Origin of the sequence: Pseudomonas morbosilactucae, from assembly GCF_023241665.1 — a bacterium.
GTDB lineage: Bacteria > Pseudomonadota > Gammaproteobacteria > Pseudomonadales > Pseudomonadaceae > Aquipseudomonas > Aquipseudomonas morbosilactucae.
Genome location: NZ_JALQCX010000033.1, coordinates 1 through 22,628, shown reverse-complemented (window position 1 = coordinate 22,628; position 22,628 = coordinate 1). Strand labels below are relative to the sequence as shown.

General features: G+C 59.9%; 15 protein-coding genes and 2 pseudogenes. 8 read left to right on the top strand and 9 right to left on the bottom strand.

The features are described 5' to 3' along the window. The first annotated feature begins 186 nt into the window (after positions 1-186). From M1B35_RS17565 to M1B35_RS17550, 4 genes are all read left to right on the top strand, one after another. Positions 187-1,278 carry a multiubiquitin domain-containing protein gene (locus M1B35_RS17565; RefSeq protein ID WP_268262633.1) on the top strand — a complete coding sequence of 364 codons (1,092 nt, stop codon included), beginning with the start codon at positions 187-189 and terminating at the stop codon, positions 1,276-1,278. Continuing rightward, entirely contained in the window at positions 1,275-2,651 is a 1,377-nt protein-coding gene (locus M1B35_RS17560) for a ThiF family adenylyltransferase (RefSeq protein WP_268262632.1), read from the top strand. The genes M1B35_RS17565 and M1B35_RS17560 overlap by 4 nt, the downstream gene beginning before the upstream one ends. After that, the gene (locus M1B35_RS17555) at positions 2,651-2,995 is read left to right on the top strand and encodes a ubiquitination-like system serine protease family protein (protein ID WP_341870150.1); all 345 of its coding nucleotides are present in this window, start codon (positions 2,651-2,653) and stop codon (positions 2,993-2,995) included. Before M1B35_RS17560 ends, M1B35_RS17555 begins: the two co-directional genes overlap by 1 nt. 170 nt (positions 2,996-3,165) lie before the next feature. Continuing rightward, positions 3,166-4,890: a hypothetical protein gene (locus tag M1B35_RS17550; protein WP_268262631.1), complete on the top strand. Its 1,725-nt coding sequence runs from the start codon at positions 3,166-3,168 to the stop codon at positions 4,888-4,890. Between the two features lies 1 nt (position 4,891). Here the strand turns inward: M1B35_RS17550 and M1B35_RS17545 are convergent, their stop codons facing one another. The 5 genes from M1B35_RS17545 to M1B35_RS17530 form a co-directional block, all read right to left on the bottom strand. Next, positions 4,892-5,857 (bottom strand): hypothetical protein, encoded by a 966-nt coding sequence (locus M1B35_RS17545; protein ID WP_268262630.1) that lies wholly within the window; start codon positions 5,855-5,857, stop codon positions 4,892-4,894. A 466-nt stretch (positions 5,858-6,323) separates the two neighbouring features. After that, entirely contained in the window at positions 6,324-7,445 is a 1,122-nt protein-coding gene (locus M1B35_RS32295) for a TniQ family protein (protein WP_425273422.1), read from the bottom strand. Next, positions 7,403-8,293, bottom strand: a complete 891-nt coding sequence (locus M1B35_RS17540; RefSeq protein ID WP_268262629.1) for a TniB family NTP-binding protein — start codon at positions 8,291-8,293, stop codon at positions 7,403-7,405. Before M1B35_RS17540 ends, M1B35_RS32295 begins: the two co-directional genes overlap by 43 nt. Beyond that, positions 8,290-10,215 carry a Mu transposase C-terminal domain-containing protein gene (locus M1B35_RS17535; protein ID WP_268262628.1) on the bottom strand — a complete coding sequence of 642 codons (1,926 nt, stop codon included), beginning with the start codon at positions 10,213-10,215 and terminating at the stop codon, positions 8,290-8,292. Before M1B35_RS17535 ends, M1B35_RS17540 begins: the two co-directional genes overlap by 4 nt. After that, on the bottom strand, positions 10,212-10,760 hold the full coding sequence (locus tag M1B35_RS17530; RefSeq protein ID WP_341870152.1) for a TnsA endonuclease N-terminal domain-containing protein: 549 nt from the start codon (positions 10,758-10,760) through the stop codon (positions 10,212-10,214). Before M1B35_RS17530 ends, M1B35_RS17535 begins: the two co-directional genes overlap by 4 nt. A 225-nt stretch (positions 10,761-10,985) precedes the next feature. Here M1B35_RS17530 and M1B35_RS17525 point away from each other — a divergent pair, with 225 nt between their 5' ends. Next, positions 10,986-11,663, top strand: coding sequence for an ATP-binding protein (locus M1B35_RS17525; RefSeq protein WP_268262739.1), 678 nt, complete (start codon positions 10,986-10,988; stop codon positions 11,661-11,663). Between the two features lie 9 nt (positions 11,664-11,672). On the opposite strand, the pseudogene M1B35_RS17520 reads toward M1B35_RS17525, so the two are convergent. From M1B35_RS17520 to M1B35_RS17510, 3 genes and pseudogenes are all read right to left on the bottom strand, one after another. After that, positions 11,673-12,886: pseudogene (locus M1B35_RS17520) on the bottom strand (aldose 1-epimerase family protein). 172 nt (positions 12,887-13,058) lie between these two features. Next, positions 13,059-15,035, bottom strand: a complete 1,977-nt coding sequence (locus M1B35_RS17515) for a methyl-accepting chemotaxis protein (RefSeq protein WP_123327807.1) — start codon at positions 15,033-15,035, stop codon at positions 13,059-13,061. Positions 15,036-15,226: 191 nt separating this feature from the next. Next, positions 15,227-16,147, bottom strand: coding sequence for a LysR substrate-binding domain-containing protein (locus M1B35_RS17510; protein ID WP_123327808.1), 921 nt, complete (start codon positions 16,145-16,147; stop codon positions 15,227-15,229). Positions 16,148-16,298: 151 nt separating this feature from the next. Between M1B35_RS17510 and M1B35_RS17505 the strand changes: the two genes are divergently transcribed. Further along, the gene (locus M1B35_RS17505) at positions 16,299-17,711 is read left to right on the top strand and encodes a NorM family multidrug efflux MATE transporter (RefSeq protein ID WP_268262626.1); all 1,413 of its coding nucleotides are present in this window, start codon (positions 16,299-16,301) and stop codon (positions 17,709-17,711) included. Here the strand turns inward: M1B35_RS17505 and M1B35_RS17500 are convergent. Further along, positions 17,708-19,378: a putative bifunctional diguanylate cyclase/phosphodiesterase gene (locus tag M1B35_RS17500; RefSeq protein ID WP_268262625.1), complete on the bottom strand. Its 1,671-nt coding sequence runs from the start codon at positions 19,376-19,378 to the stop codon at positions 17,708-17,710. The genes M1B35_RS17505 and M1B35_RS17500 overlap by 4 nt on opposite strands. 269 nt (positions 19,379-19,647) lie before the next feature. Here M1B35_RS17500 and rep point away from each other — a divergent pair. Next, positions 19,648-21,656, top strand: a pseudogene (gene rep, locus M1B35_RS17495) (DNA helicase Rep). Positions 21,657-21,783: 127 nt separating this feature from the next. Continuing rightward, positions 21,784-22,356 (top strand): xanthine phosphoribosyltransferase, encoded by a 573-nt coding sequence (locus M1B35_RS17490; protein ID WP_123327812.1) that lies wholly within the window; start codon positions 21,784-21,786, stop codon positions 22,354-22,356. Positions 22,357-22,628 lie beyond the last annotated feature (272 nt).

The following is a 22,628-nucleotide window of genomic DNA, read 5'->3' as shown; positions in this document are numbered from 1 at the left end:
AACCTAGCGCAACGCCACATTGCGCAAAGTCTGAGTCGAGATGCCTCTAAACGAAGCAAGAGTATCTCCGCGTGTTCCGCACCAGTCAAGAACTGATTGGGACTCTCCTCCTCTACGGCTAAATCTGGCTTCCATCCAGGAAGCTACCTAGCCGCCTGTGTGCGGAAATTACTCGGAGCTTTACCCATGCAAACTGAACAATCATGTCACCCCATCCTTTTCACCGTTGAGGTCGCAGGCCATGATCTGGAGTTCCGCCAGGTCCGTCTCGATGACCGCACTGCAACCGGCGCGCAGATCGCCGCCGCCGCTCGTTTCAAGCCCGACCAGCTGCCGATCGTGTTGCAGCTTCTCGACTCGGGTGCTCAGGAAGATATCCGCCCTGAAGAAACGGTGACGCTGCACGACGGTGTAAACCGCTTTATCGTGATCGAGTCTGATCGCAAGTACATCCTGGCCGTCGACGGTGCTCGTCTGGAATGGCCATGCGCGAAAATCTCTGGGCATACCGTACGCAAGCTCGCCGAGGTTGACCCGGCTAAACGCCTGTTGCTGGAGCGGGAGGACGAGGCCGATCTGGAAGTCGAAGACAGCCAACTCATCGATCTGGATGCCGCCGGCATCGAGCGCTTCGTCACCCGCAAGGCCATCTGGAAGCTGAACATCCAGGGCGAGGTGTACGACTTCTCGAAGCCGATCGTCTCGGTACGCGAGGCCATCTCGGCCGCGAGCCTGGACCCGAACCAGAACTGGCAAATTTTCCTGATCGTTCGCGATGAGCCCAAGCGTGCCCTGACCATCGACGACCAGATCGACCTGCGCCCGGCAGGCATCGAGAAGCTGCGTCTGACGCAGAAGGACGTGAGCAACGGCGAGACGGCTATGCCGGTTCGTCGCGAGTTCAAGCTACTCGACCGCGACGAGCAACACCTGAACGCCGCAGGGCATCACTGGGAAACCCGGCTGACCAGCGGCGGTGGTCACTGGTTGCTGATCCACGACTACCAATTGCCTTCAGGCTACTCCGAGGAGGTCGTGCAATTGGCTTTGAACATCCCATCGACCTACCCGAGCACGGCCATGGACATGTTCTACCTGTATCCAGCTGTCCGTAAAGCTGACGGTGCCCTGATCCCGCAAACGGAGGCAACGGTGGATGTTGATGGGGTCCCCTTCCAGCGGTGGTCTCGCCACCGCGCGTGGAACCCAATGACCGACAACGTAATGACCCAGCTGGCGATGGCTGACGGCTGTATTCACAAGGAGGTCGACCTGTGAACGACGGATCTCGCCTCGTACTGACGGCCGAGATCTATACAGCTCTCCGGGAATACCTGTTCCCGGGGGACGGTAAAGAGGCCGCAGCTATTCTCATCTGCACCCGCACCCCTGGCTCCGCATTCAAGCTCCTGTCGAAGGAACTGATTTTGGTGCCCTACGAGGAGTGCGCGGTCAGGCAACCCCACGCAATCACCTGGCCAGGCGATTACCTCGAACAGGCGATTGATCAAGCGCTTCCTCAAAAGCGTTCAATCATCCTTGTTCATTCTCACCCAGGAGGATTGTTCCAGTTCTCCCAAGTCGATGATGACAGTGACTCGAGCACTATGGTGTCTCTATACCAAGGGGTCGAAGCGGTCCACGGCTCAGCGATCATGACACCCAATGGAGCCATGCGAGCGCGGGTCTACCCTAATGGCGGCTCTCCCGAGGACATCGCAATGGTGACTGTCCCGGGCGACGACATTCGTTACTGGTTCCCTGACTGCTCAGATCAGCAACCACCGCTGGCCTTCACCTCCGATATGACTGCCAGGCTCGGTCATCTCACAGCAGCGGTCGTTGGTGTGTCGGGAACTGGCTCGATTGTGGCGGAACAACTCACCCGACTCGGCTTCGGCCGGTTGATCTTGATCGACCACGACCACGTCGAATACAAGAATCTTAACCGCATCCTCAACTCCACGCTTGCAGACGCGAAGAACTCCCGCCCCAAGGTCGATGTTTTTGCTGATGCCATCGAACAGATCCGTGGCCCTAACATCGCCAATGCCATCAATGAGACGGTGTTCAGCAGGGAATCCGTGGTGGCTGTGGCCGATGCCGACGTTCTCTTCTGTTGTGTGGACTCGCATCAGGGAAGGTTGATCTGCGACCTTATGGCCTCGAGCTTCCTTCTCCCACTGTTCGATGTCGGTGTGACCATCCCGACGCGCTTGTCCAATAAGGGCATACGACAGATCCATGATGTGCAGGGGCGGATCGACTATGTTCAGCCAGGCGGCTCAACGCTTTTCGACCGAGACGTCTACACCGTCCAATCGCTTAGTGCCGAGGAACTGAGAAACACGGACCCCAAGGCCCACAGTGAGCAGGTAAAACAGGGGTACATCTCGGGGATTCCGGAAGAGGCACCGTCCGTTATCACGTTGAATATGCGGGCAGCCAGCGTATGCGTGAACGAGTTTATCGCTCGCGCATTCCCGTTCCGGGAAGACCCCAACCACAAGTATGCGCGCATTCAGTTTTCGCTCTCCGGGTGCTATGAGGAGTACGAAGCCGAAAGCGGCCTTCCGAAAGGCGAGAACCCTACTCTTGCTCAAGGAAATTACGAGCCTCTGCTAGGCCTTCCTGCCCTGGGAGCACCTTGATGAGCGTGTTCAAGACATTCTTTCGCAAACTCGTTCTGAGGTTTGAACACCTGCTTCCCCCTCGGCGACTCATTGTCGTCAAGGGGGATTCCCTGCCCTCCAAGATGCCAATCCGCGCGATCCTTCTCGCAAAGGATGGGAGCGAAGACTGGTGTGTCGGAATGCAGTGCCCTTGCGGGTGCGGCCGCACGATCGAGCTTCTGGTGATTGATGAAGCCAGGCCTAGGTGGGATTACAGCGTCGATTCTAATGGACATCCTTCGCTTCATCCCTCGGTGTGGCTGAACAACGGCTGCCGATCGCATTTTTGGCTCAAAAACGGCCGTATTAACTGGTGCAAGTGAGCGACTACTGTCGAAGAAAAGCGCTTATTGGAGGAGCGCCGTCGATAGTTCGGTGAAGCAGTGCTGACTTCTCACATTGAACCAATATTTGCGCCAATTTTGCGTCGAGCTCTCCCCGGTGAGTCGGCTCACTCAAATAGATGGCGATCTAAAATGAAAAGGAGCTTGGCTTGGCTGCTACGGTTGAACGCATTGATTTTTCGTACCGACGTCCTAATTTGCGACATCCCGATAGCCAGGTGATGCGGCTTAAAGGGGACTACATCGTGTGGTGGTACGGCCCCATACAGCAAAATACCAGGCCCCGATCCATCCCCCTGGCCAAGATCTACTTCAGACGGCTCTACGAGGACGAACCAGGGCCCTTCACCCCTGTACTAGTTCCCCTCAGCAGCTTGCCCCACTACCGAATCGGTACCATCTGGCGCGAAGGGAAATGTATCTCCAACACTCGCTTGGACAAGGGTGTTTTCGATGTCGATTTCGGAGAAGGCGGCTGGTCACTCACCTCAAGAGGGGACCTGCTCAAGCAAGATAGAGCTCACGTCTTTCACAACAGCGAGTATGAACTCAAATATCCGCAGGACCACGGCCAACTTCTCGAATTCAAGCTCGGCTCCGACGAGCACCTGTTGATCCCCTGCACTGAGTACTTCGTGCGCGCCTACGCGAGAAACATGGAGGTTTGCCGCGCCGTAGCTACCCTAAAATGGTCAGACATGATGTCAGTGCTTTTCGATGCCCCCCGGCGCGACGAACTCCGCTGGCTGGTAAAGCCCGCACGGTACATGCGCAATTTTGACGCAGTTTTTCTCGCCCACTTGCTGTACGACGACCACACGGCCAGGTGTATCAAACACATCAACGCACAATTCATTTCAAGAGATCCTTCCGAGAAGATTTTTCTCAAGGCGACTCCATGGTTTCAGGGCAAAGGTAAAATCAAGTGCTTCGGCAAGTGGATCAATGATGGTAAAACTTTCCTCTGCTTGGATCTCGTAGGCACGAACCAGCCGGACGGGGACGAAATCGAGTGGCAGACCAAAAGATTTGACAGCAGTGAGGGTCAAGAGGGTGGCCGACTTGTCCTCCCAAGACCTGTCCGCACCGCCGAAGCAGAAGAGTTTCTCAGCGAGCACTCACACGCCGAACCGGACGGCCATTCCGAAACTGTCATCGTTAAAACGCCACCCTTCGAGATCCTCGGAGCAAAGCGCAAGGTTCAAAAAAAGAAAGAGGTCATCCAAACCGATCGCGGACGCCTCGGGCCTCGCCCAGAAGAAGCGACGTCGCATTCCTCTGGACAGGGCACCGGCGCGGGCAAGAACATCGGAAAGCTAGAACATGCTGCCGAGGGAGAGCTGGAATCGCGTGGCTTCCTCATGGACATCTGGAACGCCTTCAAGTCGATCATGGCGGATAACCCTGATCGGGTAACCCAAGTGAATTGGTATACACCTAGCAAATTCCGTGATCAGGGGCTGCCAAAGGCTATTTTGCTGCAGCCCCCTGTTGAGTGGCCCAGCGATGATAAAGCCGGTCGCTGGTGGGTATACCTGGATCGGGCCACTGGCACACGCAGAGGCTTGATGGTGCTACGTATCCAGGTTGATGGGGAGAATTACTTTTGCTTCGAGATTCAGCCTGACAAGCCTGAAAAACCAGCGTACGCAGGCGTGCTCATGAAATCCCACGTCGCCAGCACCGAAGAGTTCGACGAATTCGTTCGAAAGTTGTGCTCGAAAGTTCGATTCGTGGTGGGGAGGTTCAAACATATGGAGTCGTTCTTTCCACCGGGCTCAAAGATCTTTAAACATCATCGCAATGACGCCAAGGTGCTCTATCGCAGCAGGTTGATCAACGCGTTCAAGGACGTTGGCGTAGAGCTTAAATAGCTCAGGCAGAGTAGTCGCCGTGCTGATAACTTCCGGCTGAAGGCACCCAAAGCACCTTGTCTCCATAGGTGATGTTGTAGCCGGCGACGCCCCGATAGTCCTGGGGCTGGTAAACCAGTTTTTTGCAGCTCGCCCTCATCACGCCATGAAAGTAAGCGAGCCCTTTCACGATCCACCGCCTTTCGAATTCCGCGTCCCCAGTCTCACTCAACAGCGCCACGAGCTCGCGCTCTGCCTTCTGTCGCTTGGCCTGGTGCAGCAGGCGTTCGTCAGGCTTCGCCTGCAGCTGCAGGTCATGGCATTTGTTGATGTAGTTGATGAATCCCGTGATTGCCGCAACCTGGCCGGGTGATTTTTTCCAGAACGATTCAATGTTTTTCTGTGTCGGCAGCGTGCGCCCCTTCAGCCGAGCGCTTTTGAGTAGGTTGGCTGCAGTACGCGCAGCCAGCCTGATTGAGCGCAAATCGGTACCTCCTCGTTCCATCCTCGCTTTGAGTGCAGTGACGTACCCGGACAGCAGCTGGGCTGACCAACCATCGCCAGGCTCAGCCAGAATCGCTTCAAGGCGGCGCTGTTCCGTGAGCTGATCTTTCAACTGCGCACAGACGGTCACCGCTCCCGTTTCTGTCAGCCAGCGCATAGGGTTTTCAGCCTTGCGCAGCCCGGCAGCACCGAAATGCGCAAGGAGCTCCTGGTAAGACGGTACTGAACGCCAGGTGACATCGAGTTGATGGAAGAACTGGTAGTGATCGTTGATGCTCAGCGCCGCTTTATGTGCACCGGATCTTTCAAGCAGCCACTGACCGAACAGGGTAAATACCGTGGCTATTTCGTCAGCGCTAAAGCCTTTGCTGTTGATCGCCAATCGGCGCTGGAAGTTCTTAAGCCAGTAACACCGCTCACACTCCTTACCGCGCCCCGCCGGCGTGAGCGCACCGCAGAAATCACAGGGTTGTGCGGGTTTCATGGTGCATGGCTGACAACGCGACACGCCGTCGGCCCCAGAAATCAGAACTCGATGACGCCGGCAACTCGGACATGTAGCCTTGGCAGAGCCTCTGCACGCAGGGCAGCAACGTAGACCGGTGGTCTTGCTGCGAGCCAGACGCTGCGTGACTTTGCCGCATTTTTCGCACAACCCTATGTCGCGAAAATAGGGTACGCAACTCTTGCATACCGGCCCAGACTGAACGCGCAGAGCGGTTACGAACTCAACCTTGCCGCAGCGCACGCAGGGCCCGGCGCATTCACAGACAGTGCAATCGGCGGTCGGGTCAAAGATGGGCAGGCGCGCAAGATTACCGCAGCCTCGGCACATGCGCCGTTTGAATAGTCTTGGATAGCACGTCTCACAGTACCGATTGCCCGCATAGACCTTCTTGGCTTTTGCCATTTCACGGCCGCACTCATGGCAACAAGAGCGGGTGAGTGAGTCAGGAGATACCACTTCTACGCGTCCTTCTCTGCAACCGGTGCCACATACGCCACACTTCGAGTGGCGTGCGGGACTGTCTATGGGGGAGCCGGCCGGGGCTGTGATGACTGTGTCGAACGAGTACCGAGACCATCTGAAGGAGAAGCTCGGGCCCCCCAACTGCCGACAGCGGGAAAGCAGAAACAGGAAGGCGGGCTTCCGCCGCAGCTTCCATAAACCGCTCTGGGCCGGCCTGCATTATCACCCAAGCCTGACCCAACAGCCCTGCGCGCTCGGCAGGTGCCAGAAATTCGAAAGGTAGCCCCAGTGCTGAAGGCTCCAATGACCCGGTATCTGCGCCCATGGTTTGGCAAAAACGCCGTGTAGAATCGGACGGATGACGTATCGCATATTCGAGGAAGCTGACCATTACCCTAGCGATGTTCATCCAATCAGAAAAGCTGACAGACGCTTGTCCGAACTGCGCTGGTGATCGGCTGGCCGCATCCGCAAACGCCTGAAAGGAGAGCGCAGATATAACCATTGGCTCAGTCGGGTGCTTACCGAACGATTGACCACAGTGATGGCATAAATGGAGGGGGGTATCAAAACGAAGACGGGCTGGCTGGAGGGCAGACATGCAGGTGGGACAGCGATCAACCAGCAGCACTCGATGCCTGGGGCAGGCCGTATGCCAAGCAAGCCTGTGCTGCAGCAAATAATGAGGAACCGGTCCGCAGATGCAGAGGGGACAGCACAACAGCCCACCTGCATGTGATTGATTACGACTCCCCAGCGGCAAAACCCAAGGCTGATTTCCCATCCGTCTCATCATCGGGTTTGGGTGAAGCACTCTCGTAGGCTGCCATAGCGTGCTCGCTGCTAAGGCTTGTGCGCTAAAGCCAGTTACCCTTGCCAGCGCATCAATCCTGGCCTCAGAGAGTTGCCGGTCAACATCACAGGCCCACGCACGGGCTCTTGGCCAGACGGCGCTCGTCAATGTGTTGGGGGAACACCCGTGAGCATGAGCTGTTCTCACTAGCCAAGAGGAGAACAGCTCATCAGGCAGGATCGGCGGTGTCAGCGGCCAGCGTGGATTTAGACAACACGCTCCCGGATGCCACGTGTAGGGCGCTTCCACGACTTGCTCTCAATGAGTTGTCGGTCGATAAATTCCTTACCCGAGTTGATTGCTTCCGTTGCACACTCGATCAGCAGACTGTGGAGGTCACCTGTGTTGCCACCTGAGATGGAATGGATCAACTGGGCCAGCTCTGGCTTGTAAATCTCCGAAGGCCGCTTGAGTGGCAACACAGCTTCAAACGCCTTCAGCAAGCGTTGGAAGTCCGGGTTCAACTTCCAGGTCTCCAGTTTGATCACGTCAAACCTGCTGGCGTGCTGTGGATCAAGGTGCAGGATCTGCACTGCATCGGGTGTACCTACACCGACGATCGGGATCACCAGGGTGTTGCACAGCATTTTGAGAGCGTTCATGACCTCGCGCTGCTTCGTGGCGGAGCCTGTCAGCAACGAGTGAATCTCGTCGACGATCAGCATGCGCACTTTGAGCTCACGCAGCGCGTGGATCACCTGGAACCTCAGCGTGACCTTGGAGTCGGTGGTTTTGTACGGCATCCACAACCGCTCTAGGATAGCAATATAGAGGTCCTTCTCCTCTGCGGATGGCGGTGCCTCGGCCAGGATAATTGGCCGCACTGGCTCAGCGTTCTCGTCGACGTAGCCCTGGCCCTGCAACTTCTCGAAATGCCGGACGATTGTGGTCTTGCCGTTGTTCGGATCGCCAACGACCAGCAAGTTTGGCATCCGCGGCCGCTTGGGCGCGTCCAATAAGCATTCAAGGGTGTCCAAGATGTAGTGGGCGGACCTATAGCCAATCCATCGAGGCTCACCCATGAAGCGAATGCGCTCTCGAGCGGATAGCTGCAGCACAGGTCTGAAGTCGGCGTGCAGGTGTGCGTACTCAGTCATTGGATATCACCGGTGAGGTCAACATCGTCGCCGAGCAACAGCCCCTCGACTGCTGGAATAGGAGGCGCCGCTTCCACAGGCGCTTTGACAGGCCGCGCCGGCGTAGTGTTTTTGCTGTGTACCTTGTGCTTCTGGGCATCACGACGTGCCTTCTTGGTACTGGCAGAGGCCTCGTTTACGATCTGGCGACGCTCCAAAATCAGCCTGCCGATCACCGCCTCGTCGACATGCTTGCGTCCTTCATCGACCGCCTGTTTCTTTGCCGCCCGAAATTCCCACAGAGTCGCCGCAGGGAAGGCCTGATTAGCCACCGGCACCCTGAAATACTGCTTGAGCACAGGGTCGTAGAACCAGATTACGCTGATATCACGAGGATCTCGCCTGAAAACGAATTTCCGCGCCATGCCCGTATCGGGGTCACTCGCACCGATCCAATGCCGCAAAGCCTCCGAGTAGTAGTAGACGTCCAACTGAACCCCATAGTGCTGGACGGTTCGACGGTACGAAGGCATGAAGTCCAACTGAACAGTCATCGAATCCGCCGGCCGCGGCGGGATGCTAACCAACGCATCGGTTTCAAGACTGCCGAAAAAACCCAGATGCCATTTGCGCGCAGGGCTCATGAAGAGCACTGAGTGAACCCGGTTGTGGTAAAGAATGATGGTGCGAACCAGCCACTCTTCAAACTCACTCATCGTAAGGGCGGCATGCTTGTCCGAATCGTAACCATCACGATCAGGAATGTTGCTGTGGGTGGTGCCCGGCAGCTCATGCAACTCCCGCATGAAAGTGCCAAGCAGGCGTTCGATATGACCGCCGTACTTGGGCCGCTTCACTGGTCGGAACTGGTTCTCGATGTTGTAGTTCGCACATGAGCGACGGAAGTTCTCAGCCTGGAAGTCAGGTCCATTATCCGTGTGTACTACGCGAGGGAAGCCCCAGACTGGCCACTCGCCCTCGACCTTGTGAAGGTCCAGCCACCTCTCTTTAGGCAGAATCGAGTGCGCCAGACACATGCCCACGGAGATCTCCGATGGATCCTCAAGAGCCAGGTAGTAGCCGGCGATCATTCGAGAATGCACGTCGATCGCCAGGGTCAACCACAGACGACCGATCGGCTTGCGATGTCGGTCATCCACAATGATCAAGTCGATTGGGGTATGGTCAATCTGGATGACCGCCAGGGGATAGTCAGCACCAGGGAATTTACCTACAGAAGGTGTGTGTCGGTTCCGAGCCCGGTCGGCGAACCCGCGCGAGCGCAGAAAGATCTTCTCAGGAATACGCTTGATCCGGGCCCTGATGGCAGAGGCGCTGGGGGCTCTGATTCCAAGTGATTTGGCCTGCCTACTGATTTCAGCAATGGTCGACTGGACAGTCCTTCGCTGAATCGTCAGGTAGTGCTGCTCAATCACGTCATCGATGAGCTTGTCCGTCTGAGCGCTCAGCCGGCTGTTGCCAGATTGCCAACCGCGCTTGCGCGGAACGAGCGCAAGCACCTCGTTCCAACTTTGATAACGGTCAAGCCACCGATACAGCGTGGCGGTATCGACGCCTACCTCTTTGGCACGTTCCTCTACGCAGCCCCTGGGCAGGACCGAGTCACGTAACAGCGGCTTGATCGCAGAGAACCGCTGCTGCGCTACTGCCCAATCGTCAGAGCTGATGGTCGAGATATCGTGGTTGACGTACAGCCCCTCGACTCGCTCTAGCTCAACAGGCTGCAGCTCGGAAATTCGAAGAGAAAAACTTCGGCCGCTCTCCACTTCCACGCCAACAATGGTCTGAAGGTCAAGCAAATGGACGATCCTGAAAATCTGCTTGTCGCGCCTGACCATCTCCCCAATCTCGACCCGTACGCGCTCCCTTGACGGTTCGAACGGGACCAAATGCTCATCCGTGTCGATTTCATAGATGTTCATGGCGTGGCCAACCAAAGCTCAAGGTACTCGTTCAAAGGTTCGGTGATATCACACTCCACCCGGCCAGTTGCGATCAGGTGCCACAACAGCGCTACACCACGATCGCGGTAAAGGCCCTTGAAATGACGAGCCAGCAGGTAGTGCACAGGTGCGAACTCCATCTCTCGAAGCGTTTTCAGGACCATCTCGATGTCTTCCCGGTCAAAGTCGAGGCGCTCGAACCGCTCTAGGAAGGTGATGTTTTCGAGCGGGAGTCCGCGGATGCGCGACTCGTCGTAGATGCTGAAAGTCCAGCCTTCCTCCCGCGCATACCGGCGCGCGGCCTTCCATTTACCGAGCCAGGCGCGCCAGTGCTGCCGCCACTCATAGGCTGGCTTAACCTCGACCAACATCGGCTTGAAGTAATCCTTGTAGTCGATACCCTCAGGCTGACGGTAATGCACTAGGAAGTCAGGGGTATAAACCTGTGCGCGCCCGAGCGAGTCGATGAAATCGACGCGGACTGGCTGAGCGATCACAGACTCGACCCGATGAGAAAACCTCATCCGCTTGAGGAAATCACGCTCGAGCAACGACTCGAACGGCACGCCACCTGTGCCTCGGAAGGGCAGAAAGCCTGAGACGCTTCGGCGCGTCGGCTTTATCGCGCGAACTTGTTTAGGCTGGTCGCAGCTATTTCGAGTCATTACCAATCCTGTCGTATCAAATTCGAAAATTATTCGCAGCTATTTGTGTAGACGGAAACGGTGATTCGAGGTCTTTAGCCTGGCATTTTCGCAGCTAATTCGAAAGCCTACACTGCCTCAAAACCCCAGCCCGGTGAAATCACCCTGGCCCACAACGGCGTGCTGTTTCTCGATGAGTTGCCCGAGTTCGATCGTAAGGTGCTGGAGGTTTTACGGGAGCCCATGGAATCGGGACAGATTGTCATTGCCCGCGCCCGCGACCGGGTGCAGTTTCCTGCACGCTTTCAATTGGTGGCCGCGATGAACCCCTGCCCTTGCGGCTACCTGGGTGAACCCAGCGGGCGCTGTCGCTGCACCCCGGAACAGGTCCAGCGTTATCGCAACAAGCTTTCCGGGCCCCTGCTGGATCGCATCGACCTGCACCTGACCGTGGCCCGGGAAGCCACTGCGCTCAACCCACCTGACCGGCCCGGCGCCGACAGTGCCGAGGCCGCCGCCCAGGTGGCCCGGGCACGGAACACACAACTGCAACGCCAGGGCTGCGCCAATGCCTTTCTCGACCTGCACCAACTCAGGTGCCACTGCCGGTTATCCCGCACTGACGAGCACTGGCTGGAAAGCGCCTGCGAGCGCCTGGCCCTGTCGCTGCGTGCTGCCCATCGCTTGCTCAAGGTCGCCCGAACCCTGGCGGACCTGGAGCAAGCCGAGGCGATCAGCCGCCAGCACTTGGCCGAAGCCCTGCAATACCGCCCGGGCTCTTGAGCGCGGCGATCACTCCTGGGTCAAGTCGACCAGAGGCGTAGGACGGACTTCAGTCTGACGACCATCCTGGATCTGGCTGACTTGGCTGAGTGCCTTATCCACAGCCCCTTTGTCCGCCAGCAGGCTGTAGCGGATCTGGAACTGGCGCTGCTCCTTGGCACCAATGGTCGGCACCAGGTTCAGCGGCCGCTGATAACGGCGGTTGTAGGAAAAGCTGGTGCCCGGCTCCAGCCCCGTGACGTAGCCCTGGCCTTGGGTGTCGGTGTTTTTCCACAGGGAGAACACCGGCAACTGCTGGGTGTTGAAACCCAGGGACACGCCCAGGCTGCCCGCCTTGTTGTGCAGCACGGCCAGGGTCTGACCCTTGGCATCGGCGTACGGCACCACGTTGTAGACGGTTTCGTCGTAGTCACGGGTCGGCCCGCGGTAGGTCTGCCAATCTCCCAGGTCAGCCTTGGCCTTGTCGTTGAATGGCGAGACCTGCTTCACCGGCGCGGCAAACTTCGCCCCTTGTTCGAGGAACGGGGTGCTGAAGTTACTGTGATAAAGCGCCTGGTATTCCTTGGGGTAGTCGCCGTTGTTGGTCAGGGTGTCGTTGAGGCTGAAACTGACGCTGCCCGGCTCGGTGAGCAGTTCGGTGGCCACCGAGAAGTCCACCTTCTTGAACGCCTGCTCCTTGAGCTCACCGCGCAGGGTGATGGCATAGGGCGGCTTTTCATCGATGTGCAGGGTGACCTTGCTGGCCGGAATGTTCGCCGCCCGACCATGCAGGGTCAGCAGCTCGCCGTTGTCCATGCCCGGGTGGCCGACCCACTCGTAACCGCAACGGGTCACCAGTTCGTTGAAACCTTCCAGCCAACCCAGGCCGCCCCGGCCGTTGAGCTCGATAAAAGCCGGGTTGACCACTTCCTTGACCGGCGAATCCCAGCCCAGGCGGATATCGCCAACCGACGCCTGGAGCACGTTCATACCCCGGGTTGGGACCACAGACAGCTTCATGGCGCCATTGTCGATGTCGACAATGCTCACCCCTTCCTGCGGCCGCCGTGGAGGGTGCGCAGGGTCACGGAGAACGGCTGGGCGGTCTTGACCCCCAGTTGTTCGCTGGTGATGTGCAGGTTTTGCGGGGCCTTGTCGCTGTCCAGCAGCACGTAGTCCCAGGCCATGGCATGGGAAGCAGCGCTCAGGGCGCCAAGGGTGACAAGCAGTTTGAGCGGAGTCATGAACGGGTGCCTTTCTTGGAGTTGTGCAATTTTTATAGCGCTGATGAAACGTTTCAGCAAGCTAAAAGAACAGCACTCCAAGACCAGCACGACACGGGGAGGCGCTGACCGCCGAACCGCCGACGCCTGTCCCTCTCGGTGCAGGCGTGGGGTGGACGGTCAGACTGGGTGCTCAGCGAAAGCGATCGACTTCGTGGCGCAGGTCCGCCGCGAGCTTCTCCAGCTCTTTGGCGGTGACGGCCAGGTTCGACACCACTTCGCGCTGCTCGCTGTTGGCCAGGGCGATGCTCTGCAGGTTACTGCTGAGCAAGGTGGCGGTGCTGCTCTGCTCCTGGGTGGCCGTGGTGATGGCAGCGAACTGCTGGCCCGCGGAACGGCTTTGCTCGTCGATCTGTGCCAGCGCCGAAGCCACGTCGGCGTTGCGCGACAGGCCTTCCTGCATCAACCGCTTGCCCTGCTCCATGGTGCTGATGGCGTTACCAGTTTCCTGCTGGATGCTGTTGATCATCTGCGAGATTTCATCGGTCGCCTCGCGGGTCCGCGAGGCCAGGTTGCGCACCTCATCGGCCACCACCGCAAAACCCCGACCTTGCTCGCCGGCACGGGCGGCTTCAATGGCGGCGTTGAGGGCCAGCAGGTTGGTTTGGTCGGCAATCGCGGTAATCACCCCGACAATGCCGCCGATTTCCTGGGAACGTTGCCCCAGGGTATTGATCACCGTCGCGGTGCTGTTCAGGGCCCCGGCGATCTGTTCCAGGGAGGCCGACGCCTCTTCCATGGAGGTCCGGCCAATGCGGGTTTGCTGCGCATTCTCCTGGGCCAGGCGCTCGGTGTTGCCCATGTTGTCGGCGATGTTCAGCGACGTGGCGCTGAACTCCTCGACCGCGCCCGCCATGCTGGTGATTTCCCCGGACTGCTGTTCCATGCCTTCGTAGGCCCCGCCGGACAAGCCGGACAACGCCTGGGCCCGACCATTGACGTCCTGGGCCGCCTGGCGAATGTGCTCGACCATGGTCGACAGCGCTTCGCCCATCTGGTTGAAGCTGCGGGCCAACTGACCGATCTCGTCGTGGCTGGCGACTTTCAGGCGCACGCTCAGGTCTCCCGCGCCCAACGCCTCGGCCTGGCGCACCAGGTCACCCAGGGGCGCCAGCTTGCTGCGCAACAGCCAGACCGTTGCCCCCACTGCCAGCAACATCGCCAACAGGCTGCCAATGACCAGGCGAATGCCGACGCTCCAGGTCACGGCACGGATTTCCGCCTTGGGCATGCTCGCCACGACCGACCACGGGCCGCCTTCGAACGGCACTGCAAGGCTGTAGAAGTCCTCGGACTTGTCGCTCCAGAAGCGGCCCTGGCCTGGCGTCTGCGCCAGCTCAAGCATGGTCGGCAGCGCCTGTTCCAGGTCCTGCACGCCCGCGGGCGGCACCAGCCATTTCTTTTGCTCGTCCAGCAGCGCCAGAGAGCCGGTGTGACCGATACGGAAGCGCTTGAGGTTGGCGAACTGGGCGTTTTGCGCGTCGGTATAGTCGAACCCCACGAACAGCACCGCAATCACTCGCCCGCTGCTGTCGCGCACCGGTGTGTACTGGGTCATGTAGGACCGTTCGAACAGCAAGGCGCGGCCGACATAACTCTGGCCCGCCATGAGTTTCTGATAAGCCGGGTGGGCATGGTCCAGCAAGGTGCCGATGGCACGGGTGCCGTCCTGCTTGCTCAGGGAAGTGCTGACCCGGATGAAGTCCTCGCCGCTGCGCACAAACAGGGTCGCCACGCCGGCAGTCATCTGTTTGAACTCGTCAACTTCCTTGAAGTTGTTGTTCAACACTTCGTTGCCCAAGTGCAACCCTGGGGTCGGGGTGCCGGCCACAGTCACGGGTTCATCCGGGTGCACGCTCAAGCCACCGCTGAAACGCTTTTCAAACAGGCCGCTGAGGCGCTGGGTGCTTTCGCGCAGGGTGCCGTGAAAGGTGTTGAGCTGGTCGGCCAGCAAACGGGCCTCACTGGCCAGGTGTTCTTCCCGGGTATCGAGGTTGGCGGAATCCAGGGAGCGCAGGGCAAACAGGGCGCTGCCGCTGATCACGACCGCCAGTATCACAGCAAGGGCAAGACCCAGCTGCGAGGCGATCCGGGCACGAGGTTGAGGCATGACGGCTCCTGGCCAAGCAACCGGATCGTCCTGATCGCGTCATCGGCTCGGCAACATTTTTTAGTAGGAAGAAAGGCTCGAACCTTCCAGAACGGAGGTTCCACTTTCCCTAGAGTTCGGCGGCAAGCTTGAATACTTGAGCAATCTGGACAGGTATCTTGCAACGCCGAGCACACGGACGCTTCATCGATTCAGCCCAACCGCTCTACAACGGGCAATTGCATGGCTTTTACCTCGTTCTGGAGAAAATCGCTGAGGCGGCGCAAACGTTCACCTCCAGGCCGGGTTTTCGGCCAAACCAGGTAATAATTCTCGCCGCTGGCCACCGCGGTGGGCCAAGGCAGGCTGAGGCGACCCTGGGCCACGTCCTCGGCCACCATGAGCAAATCCCCCATGGACACGCCGTACCCTCGCGCGGCGGCAATCATCCCCAGCTCTAGGGTGTCGAACACCTGCCCGCCCTTGAGGGAAACCCGCTCGGACAACCCCATGCGCTCCAGCCAGCTGCGCCAGTCGCGACGGTCGGGGGTGGGGTGCAACAACTCGGTGGCGGCCAGGCGCTCCACGTCCCAGGGCTGATCGTTGAGCAGGTTCGGTGCGCCCACCGGGATCAGTAACTCCGGGAACAGGTAACTGGCCTCCCAATCCGGGGGGAAATGACCATTGCTCAGCAGCACCGCGCAATCGAACGGCTCTTGGTTGAAGTCCACGGCGTCCACGTCCATCCAGGCGCTGGTCAACTGCACCTCATTGCCAGGCTGCAAGTGGCGGAAGCGGCTCAGGCGCGCCAGCAACCAACGCATGGTCAGGGTCGAAGGGGCCTTCATGCGCAAGATGTCATCTTCAGCGCGCAAGGTATTGCAGGCGCGCTCCAGGGCGCCGAAGCCCTCGCGAATCCCCGGCAGCAGCAGGCGCGCGGCCTCGGTGAGTTGCAGGTTGCGCCCGCTGCGCAGGAACAGCCGGCAGGCGAAGTGCTCCTCCAGGGTGCGGATATGCCGGCTGACCGCGCTCTGGGTGATCGACAACTCCTCGGCCGCCCGGGTGAACGAGCTGTGTCGGGACGCGGCCTCAAAGGCACGCAAGGCGTAGAGCGGGGGAAGACGGCGGGACATCACGGCACTCCGATAACGCGAGAGGGCTAACCTACCAGAAAGTGCTTTGCATGAGTTTTAATCATGTGAGCAATCGTTTTTATCCCTTTGTGCATCCGCCCGAGAGCGCCGAAAATCAGCGCTCTCCCCCCTCTTCGAGCTACCGAGCCTGATGACCAAGCAGCATCCAGCACGTATTGAACTCGGGGCCATCCTGCGGCTGGCCGGGCCGTTGATCGCCTCGCAGTTGGCGCACATGCTGATGGTCCTCACCGACACCCTGATGATGGCCCGGCTCAGTCCGCAAGCCCTGGCCGGCGGCGGCCTGGGGGCGGCCAGTTACTCCTTCGTATCGATTTTCTGCATCGGCGTGATCGCCGCAGTCGGCACCCTGGTTGCCATCCGCCAAGGCGCCGGGGACATCCCGGGCGCGGCCCGCCTGACCCAGGCCGGGCTCTGGCTGGCGTGGCTGATGGCCCTGGTGGCCGGGCTGTTGCTGTGGAACCTCAAGCCGGTCTTGCTGCTGTTCGGCCAAACGCCCGACAACGTCGTCGCCGCGGGCGAGTTCCTGCTGATCCTGCCCTTCGCCCTGCCCGGCTACCTGAGCTTTATGGCCTTGCGCGGCTTCACCAGCGCCATTGGCCGCGCCACGCCGGTGATGGTCATCAGCCTGGCGGGCACCGTGGCCAACTTCCTGCTCAACTACGCCTTGATCACCGGCATGTTCGGCCTACCGAAACTGGGGCTGATGGGCATCGGCCTGGTCACCGCCGTCGTGGCCAACTGCATGGCCCTGGCCCTGGCCTGGCACATCCACCGGCACCCGGCCTACGCCGCCTACCCGCTGCGCCAGGGGCTGCTGCGCCTCAACCGGCAGTACTTGAAGGAACTGTGGCGCCTGGGCCTGCCGATTGGCGGCACCTACGCGGTGGAAGTCGGGCTCTTCGCCTTCGCCGCCCTGTGCATGGGCACCATGGGCAGCACCCAGTTGGCCGCGCACCAGATCGCCCTGCAGATCGTCTCGGTGGCGTTTATGGTGCCCGCCGGCATTTCCTACGCCATCACCATGCGCATCGGCCAGCACTACGGCGCCGGACAATTACTGTCGGCGCGCCTGGCCGGGCGTGTGGGGATCGCCTTCGGTGCCGTGGCCATGCTCGGCTTCGCCCTGGTGTTCTGGCTGTTGCCCCAGCAGTTGATCGGGCTGTTTCTCGACCATGACGATCCGGCGTTCCGCGACGTGATCAACCTGGCGGTGAGCCTGCTGGCGGTGGCGGCTTGGTTCGAACTGTTCGACGGCACCCAGACCATCGCCATGGGCGCGATTCGCGGGCTCAAAGACGCCAAGACCACGTTCCTGGTAGGGCTGGGTTGCTATTGGCTGATCGGCGCACCGGCGGCATGGCTGATGGCGTTCACCCTGGGTTGGGGACCGACGGGGGTGTGGTGGGGGTTAGCGCTGGGGCTGGCGTGTGCCGCCATCAGCCTGACGCTGGCCTTCGAATGGCGGATGAAGCGCATGGTCAAACGCCAGCCCGAGTCCCTCCGGGCCAACGCTCAAGGCGTGGCTGACCTGTCGGTCTAGACCGCACCCAAAACGGTTTGCTGCTGGGCGCCGAAGGTCAGGTAATCCACCAGTTCGGCGAGGGGCAAGGGTTTGCTGATCAGGTAGCCCTGGGCCTGGTCACACCCGAAGCCGCGCAGCAGCGCCAGTTGCTCAGGGGTTTCCACGCCCTCGGCCACCACCTCCAGGTTGAGGTTGTGGGCCAGGTTGATCATTGCGTGCACCAGTTTGCGGTTCTCTTCGCGTTGCTCCATGCCGCCGACAAAGCTTTTGTCGACCTTGAGCAAGGCGATCGGCAGGCTGTTGAGGTGAACGAAGGACGAGAAGCCGGTGCCGAAATCATCCAGGGAAAAGCGCACGCCCAGGCGTCCCAGCGCATCCATGGTCTGTTTCACCAGGTCACTGCGACGCATCACGGCGGTCTCGGTCAGTTCGAATTCCAGCCACTGCGCCTCGACCCCACGCTCGGCAATCAGCCGGCTCAGGGTGGAGAGCAACTGGCTGTCCTGGAACTGGCGAAACGACAAGTTGACCGCCATGTGCAGGGGCGGCAGGCCGCGCTCACGCAGGGCTTGCATATCCCGCAGGGCACGAGAGATCACCCAGTAGCCCAGGGGCACGATCAACCCGCTCTGCTCGGCCAGTGGCACGAACTCGCTGGGCGGCAACAGCCCCCGCTCGCCATGGCGCCAGCGCACCAGGGCCTCGAGGCCGACGATCTGCCCGTCGTGCAGGTTCAGGCGCGGCTGGTAATGCAACTCCAACTCGTCCCGCCGCAGGGCCCGGCGCAGTTCGCTTTCCAGGTCGGCAAGACTGCGGGCATTGCGGTTGATGCGCTCGTTGAAGATATGAAAGGTGCAGCCCTGGGTGCTTTTGGCTTGCTGCATGGCGATGTGGGCGTGCCACATCAGCGGGTCCGCACCGGCATTGGCCCGGGCGTGGGCCACGCCCAGGCTGCAACCAATCAACAGGCTCTCGCCATCGACCCAGTAGGGCTCGGCCATGACTTCGGTGATGCGCTCGGCCATCCACTCGGCCCGCTGCGGGGCTCGGCGGGTGTCGATCAGCAAGGCGAACTCATCGCTGCCCAGCCGCGCCAACTGGTCGCCGGCCTCGAGCTGGCTCTTGAGCCGCGACACCACTTGCAGGATCAGCCGGTCGCCGGCCTGGTGGCCGAGGGCATCGTTGGCGTGGCGAAAGTTATCCAGGTCCAGATGACCCAGGGCCAGGCCGCGCCCCTCGTTTTCCGCCAGGCGCGCTGCCAGCAGGGTCTGGAAGCCCTGGCGGTTGGCGATGCCGGTCAACGGGTCCTGTTCGGCCAGGCGCTGCAGGGTGTTTTCCAGCACGCCGCGCTCGCGCACATGGCGCAGGCAACGGCGCAAGGTATCCACATTCAATACATCGCGCACCAGCCAGTCGCTCGCACCCACAGGGGCCGCTGTCGGCTCCTGATCCAGCAGCAACACGGTGGGCAGGCTGCAACGACCCGGCTGCGGTTGCAGGTGGGGGACGCTCAACAACACCGCATTGCGGTCGTCATCGAACAGACGGCTGACAGCATCCCAGGTGGGGGCGCTGATCAGTACAACCGAGTCTCCCAATGGAGCGAGACACTCACGCAACAACGCTGCCCACGCTGGCTCTTCGGCCAGTAGCAGCAAACGCAAGGGTTCGACAGGCTTGGACAAGCTAGCTCCCTAGACTCTGCAAAAGAAGGTGGCGGTGGGCATTAGTGGGGGTGCGAATAAACAATAACAGATGATATTGATTATCAAACGCAGTTTCTTCCGACGCTCTAACTCGAACATTAGACGCATATTCAGCGCGCATCCTGCGGGAAAGTATCAAAACCGGCAAATTTAGATAGCGTCTTGCGTCACAAGTCGGAGAGAGGCAGCAGAATCCGCCCAGCCTGTTAAAATGCCCGCCCATTTCGTAACCGACTCCCCTGACCGTCATGTCCCGACTCAATCCCCGGCAGCAAGAAGCCGTGAACTATGTCGGCGGCCCTCTTTTGGTGCTCGCCGGTGCTGGCTCCGGCAAGACCAGCGTGATTACCCGCAAGATTGCCCACCTGATCCAGAACTGCGGTATCCGCGCCCAGTACATCGTCGCTATGACCTTTACCAACAAGGCGCGCGGGAGATGAAGGAACGGGTCGGCACCCTGCTCAAGGGTGGAGAAGGCCGTGGCCTGACCGTGTGCACCTTCCACAATCTGGGCCTGAACATCATCCGCAAGGAGCATGTGCGGCTGGGCTACAAGCCGGGCTTCTCGATCTTCGACGAGACCGACGTCAAGGCCTTGATGACCGACATCATGCAGAAGGAGTATGCAGGCGACGATGGCGTCGACGAGATCAAGAACATGATCGGCGCCTGGAAAAACGACCTGATCCTGCCCGCCGAAGCCCTGGAAGCCGCGCGCAACCCCAAGGAACAGACCGCCGCCATCGTCTACACCCACTACCAGCGCACGCTCAAGGCGTTCAACGCGGTGGACTTCGACGACCTGATCCTGCTGCCGGTGAAGCTGTTCCAGGACCACGCCGACATCCTGGAAAAGTGGCAGAACAAGGTGCGCTACCTGCTGGTGGACGAATACCAGGACACCAACGCCAGCCAGTACCTGCTGGTGAAGTTGCTGATCGGCAAGCGCAACCAGTTCACCGTGGTGGGCGACGACGACCAGTCGATCTACGCCTGGCGCGGTGCCCGGCCGGAAAACCTGATGCTGCTCAAGGTCGACTACCCGTCCCTGAAAGTGGTGATGCTGGAGCAGAACTACCGCTCTACCAGCCGCATCCTGCGCTGCGCCAACGTGCTGATTTCCAACAACCCCCACGAATTCGAAAAACAACTGTGGAGCGAGATGGGCCACGGTGACGAGATCCGGGTAATCCGCTGCCGCAACGAAGACGCCGAAGCCGAGCGCGTGGCCATGGAAATCCTCAGCCTGCACTTGCGCACCGACCGCCCCTACAGCGATTTCGCGATCCTCTATCGCGGCAACTACCAGGCCAAGCTGATCGAGCTGAAGCTGCAGCATCATCAGATTCCCTATCGCCTATCGGGGGGCAACAGCTTCTTCGGACGTCAGGAAGTGAAAGACCTGATGGCCTACTTCCGCCTGATCGTGAACCCGGACGACGACAACGCCTTCCTCCGGGTGATCAACGTGCCGCGCCGGGAAATCGGCTCCACGACCCTGGAAAAACTCGGCAACTACGCCACCGAGCGCAAGATTTCGATGTACGCCGCCACCGACGAAATCGGCCTGGGCGAACACCTCGATACGCGCTTCACCGATCGCCTGGCGCGCTTCAAGCGCTTTATGGACAAGGTGCGCGAGCAGTGCGCCGGAGAAGACCCGATCAGCGCCCTGCGTAGCATGGTCATGGACATCGACTATGAAAACTGGCTGCGCACCAACAGCTCCAGCGACAAGGCCGCGGATTACCGCATGGGCAACGTCTGGTTCCTGATCGAAGCGCTGAAGAACACCCTGGAAAAAGACGAAGACGGCGAGATGACCGTCGAAGACGCGATCGGCAAGCTGGTGCTGCGCGACATGCTGGAGCGCCAGCAGGAAGAGGAAGACGGTGCCGAAGGCGTGCAGATGATGACCTTGCATGCGTCCAAGGGACTGGAGTTCCCCTATGTGTTCATCATGGGCATGGAAGAGGAAATCCTCCCGCACCGCTCCAGCATCGAAGCCGACACCATCGAGGAAGAACGGCGCCTGGCTTACGTGGGTATTACCCGTGCGCGTCAGACCCTGGCCTTTACCTTTGCGGCCAAGCGCAAGCAGTACGGGGAAATCATCGACTGCGCGCCCAGCCGCTTTCTCGATGAGTTGCCGCCAGACGATTTGGCGTGGGAAGGCACCGACGACACGCCGACCGAGGTCAAAGCCGTTCGCGGCAACACCGCGCTGGCAGATATACGCGCCATGTTAAAACGCTAGAATTGACTACTTTTTAAACAATCACCCCTGTGGGAGCGGGCAAACCCGCGATGAGGCGCCAAGGCCGCCAAACGCATCGTGGGCAAGCCCGCTTCTACAGGAGGCCATAGCTACTTGAGGATGTTCCGTGGAAGCACTGCACAAGAAAATTCGCGAAGAAGGCATCGTGCTTTCCGATCAAGTCCTGAAGGTCGATGCCTTTCTGAACCATCAGATCGACCCGCAGTTGATGAAGCTGATCGGCGACGAATTCGCCACGCTGTTCAAGGATTCCGGGGTTACCAAGATCGTCACCATCGAAGCCTCGGGCATTGCGCCGGCGATCATGACCGGCCTGAACCTGGGCGTGCCGGTGATCTTCGCCCGCAAGCACCAGTCCCTGACCCTGACCGAGAACCTGCTGTCGGCCAGCGTGTACTCCTTCACCAAGCAAGTGGAAAGCACCGTGGCCATTTCCCCACGGCACCTGACCAGCAGCGACCGGGTGTTGGTCATCGACGACTTCCTGGCCAATGGCAAGGCGTCCCAGGCGCTGATCTCGATCATCAAGCAAGCTGGCGCCACCGTGGCGGGCCTGGGCATCGTGATCGAGAAGTCGTTCCAGGGCGGCCGCGCCGAACTGGACGCCCAGGGTTACCGCGTGGAATCCCTGGCCCGGGTCAAATCCCTGGCTGGCGGCGTGGTCACCTTCATCGAGTAATCGATGCCCTGTATCAAACCTGTAGGAACCGGCTTGCCGGCGATGGCGGTTTCAGATGGAGCGGCGGGTTTGCGGGCCTTATCGCTGGCAAGCCAGCTCCTACAAGAAACCCGCACGCCCCACACCTGTAAGAGCCGGCTTGCCGGCGATGGCGGTTTCAGACGGAGCGGCGTGCTTGCGGGCCTTATCGCTGGCAAGCCAGCGCCTACAAGAAACCCGTACGCCCCACACCTGTAGGAGCCCGGCTTGCCGGCGATGGCGGTTTCAGACGG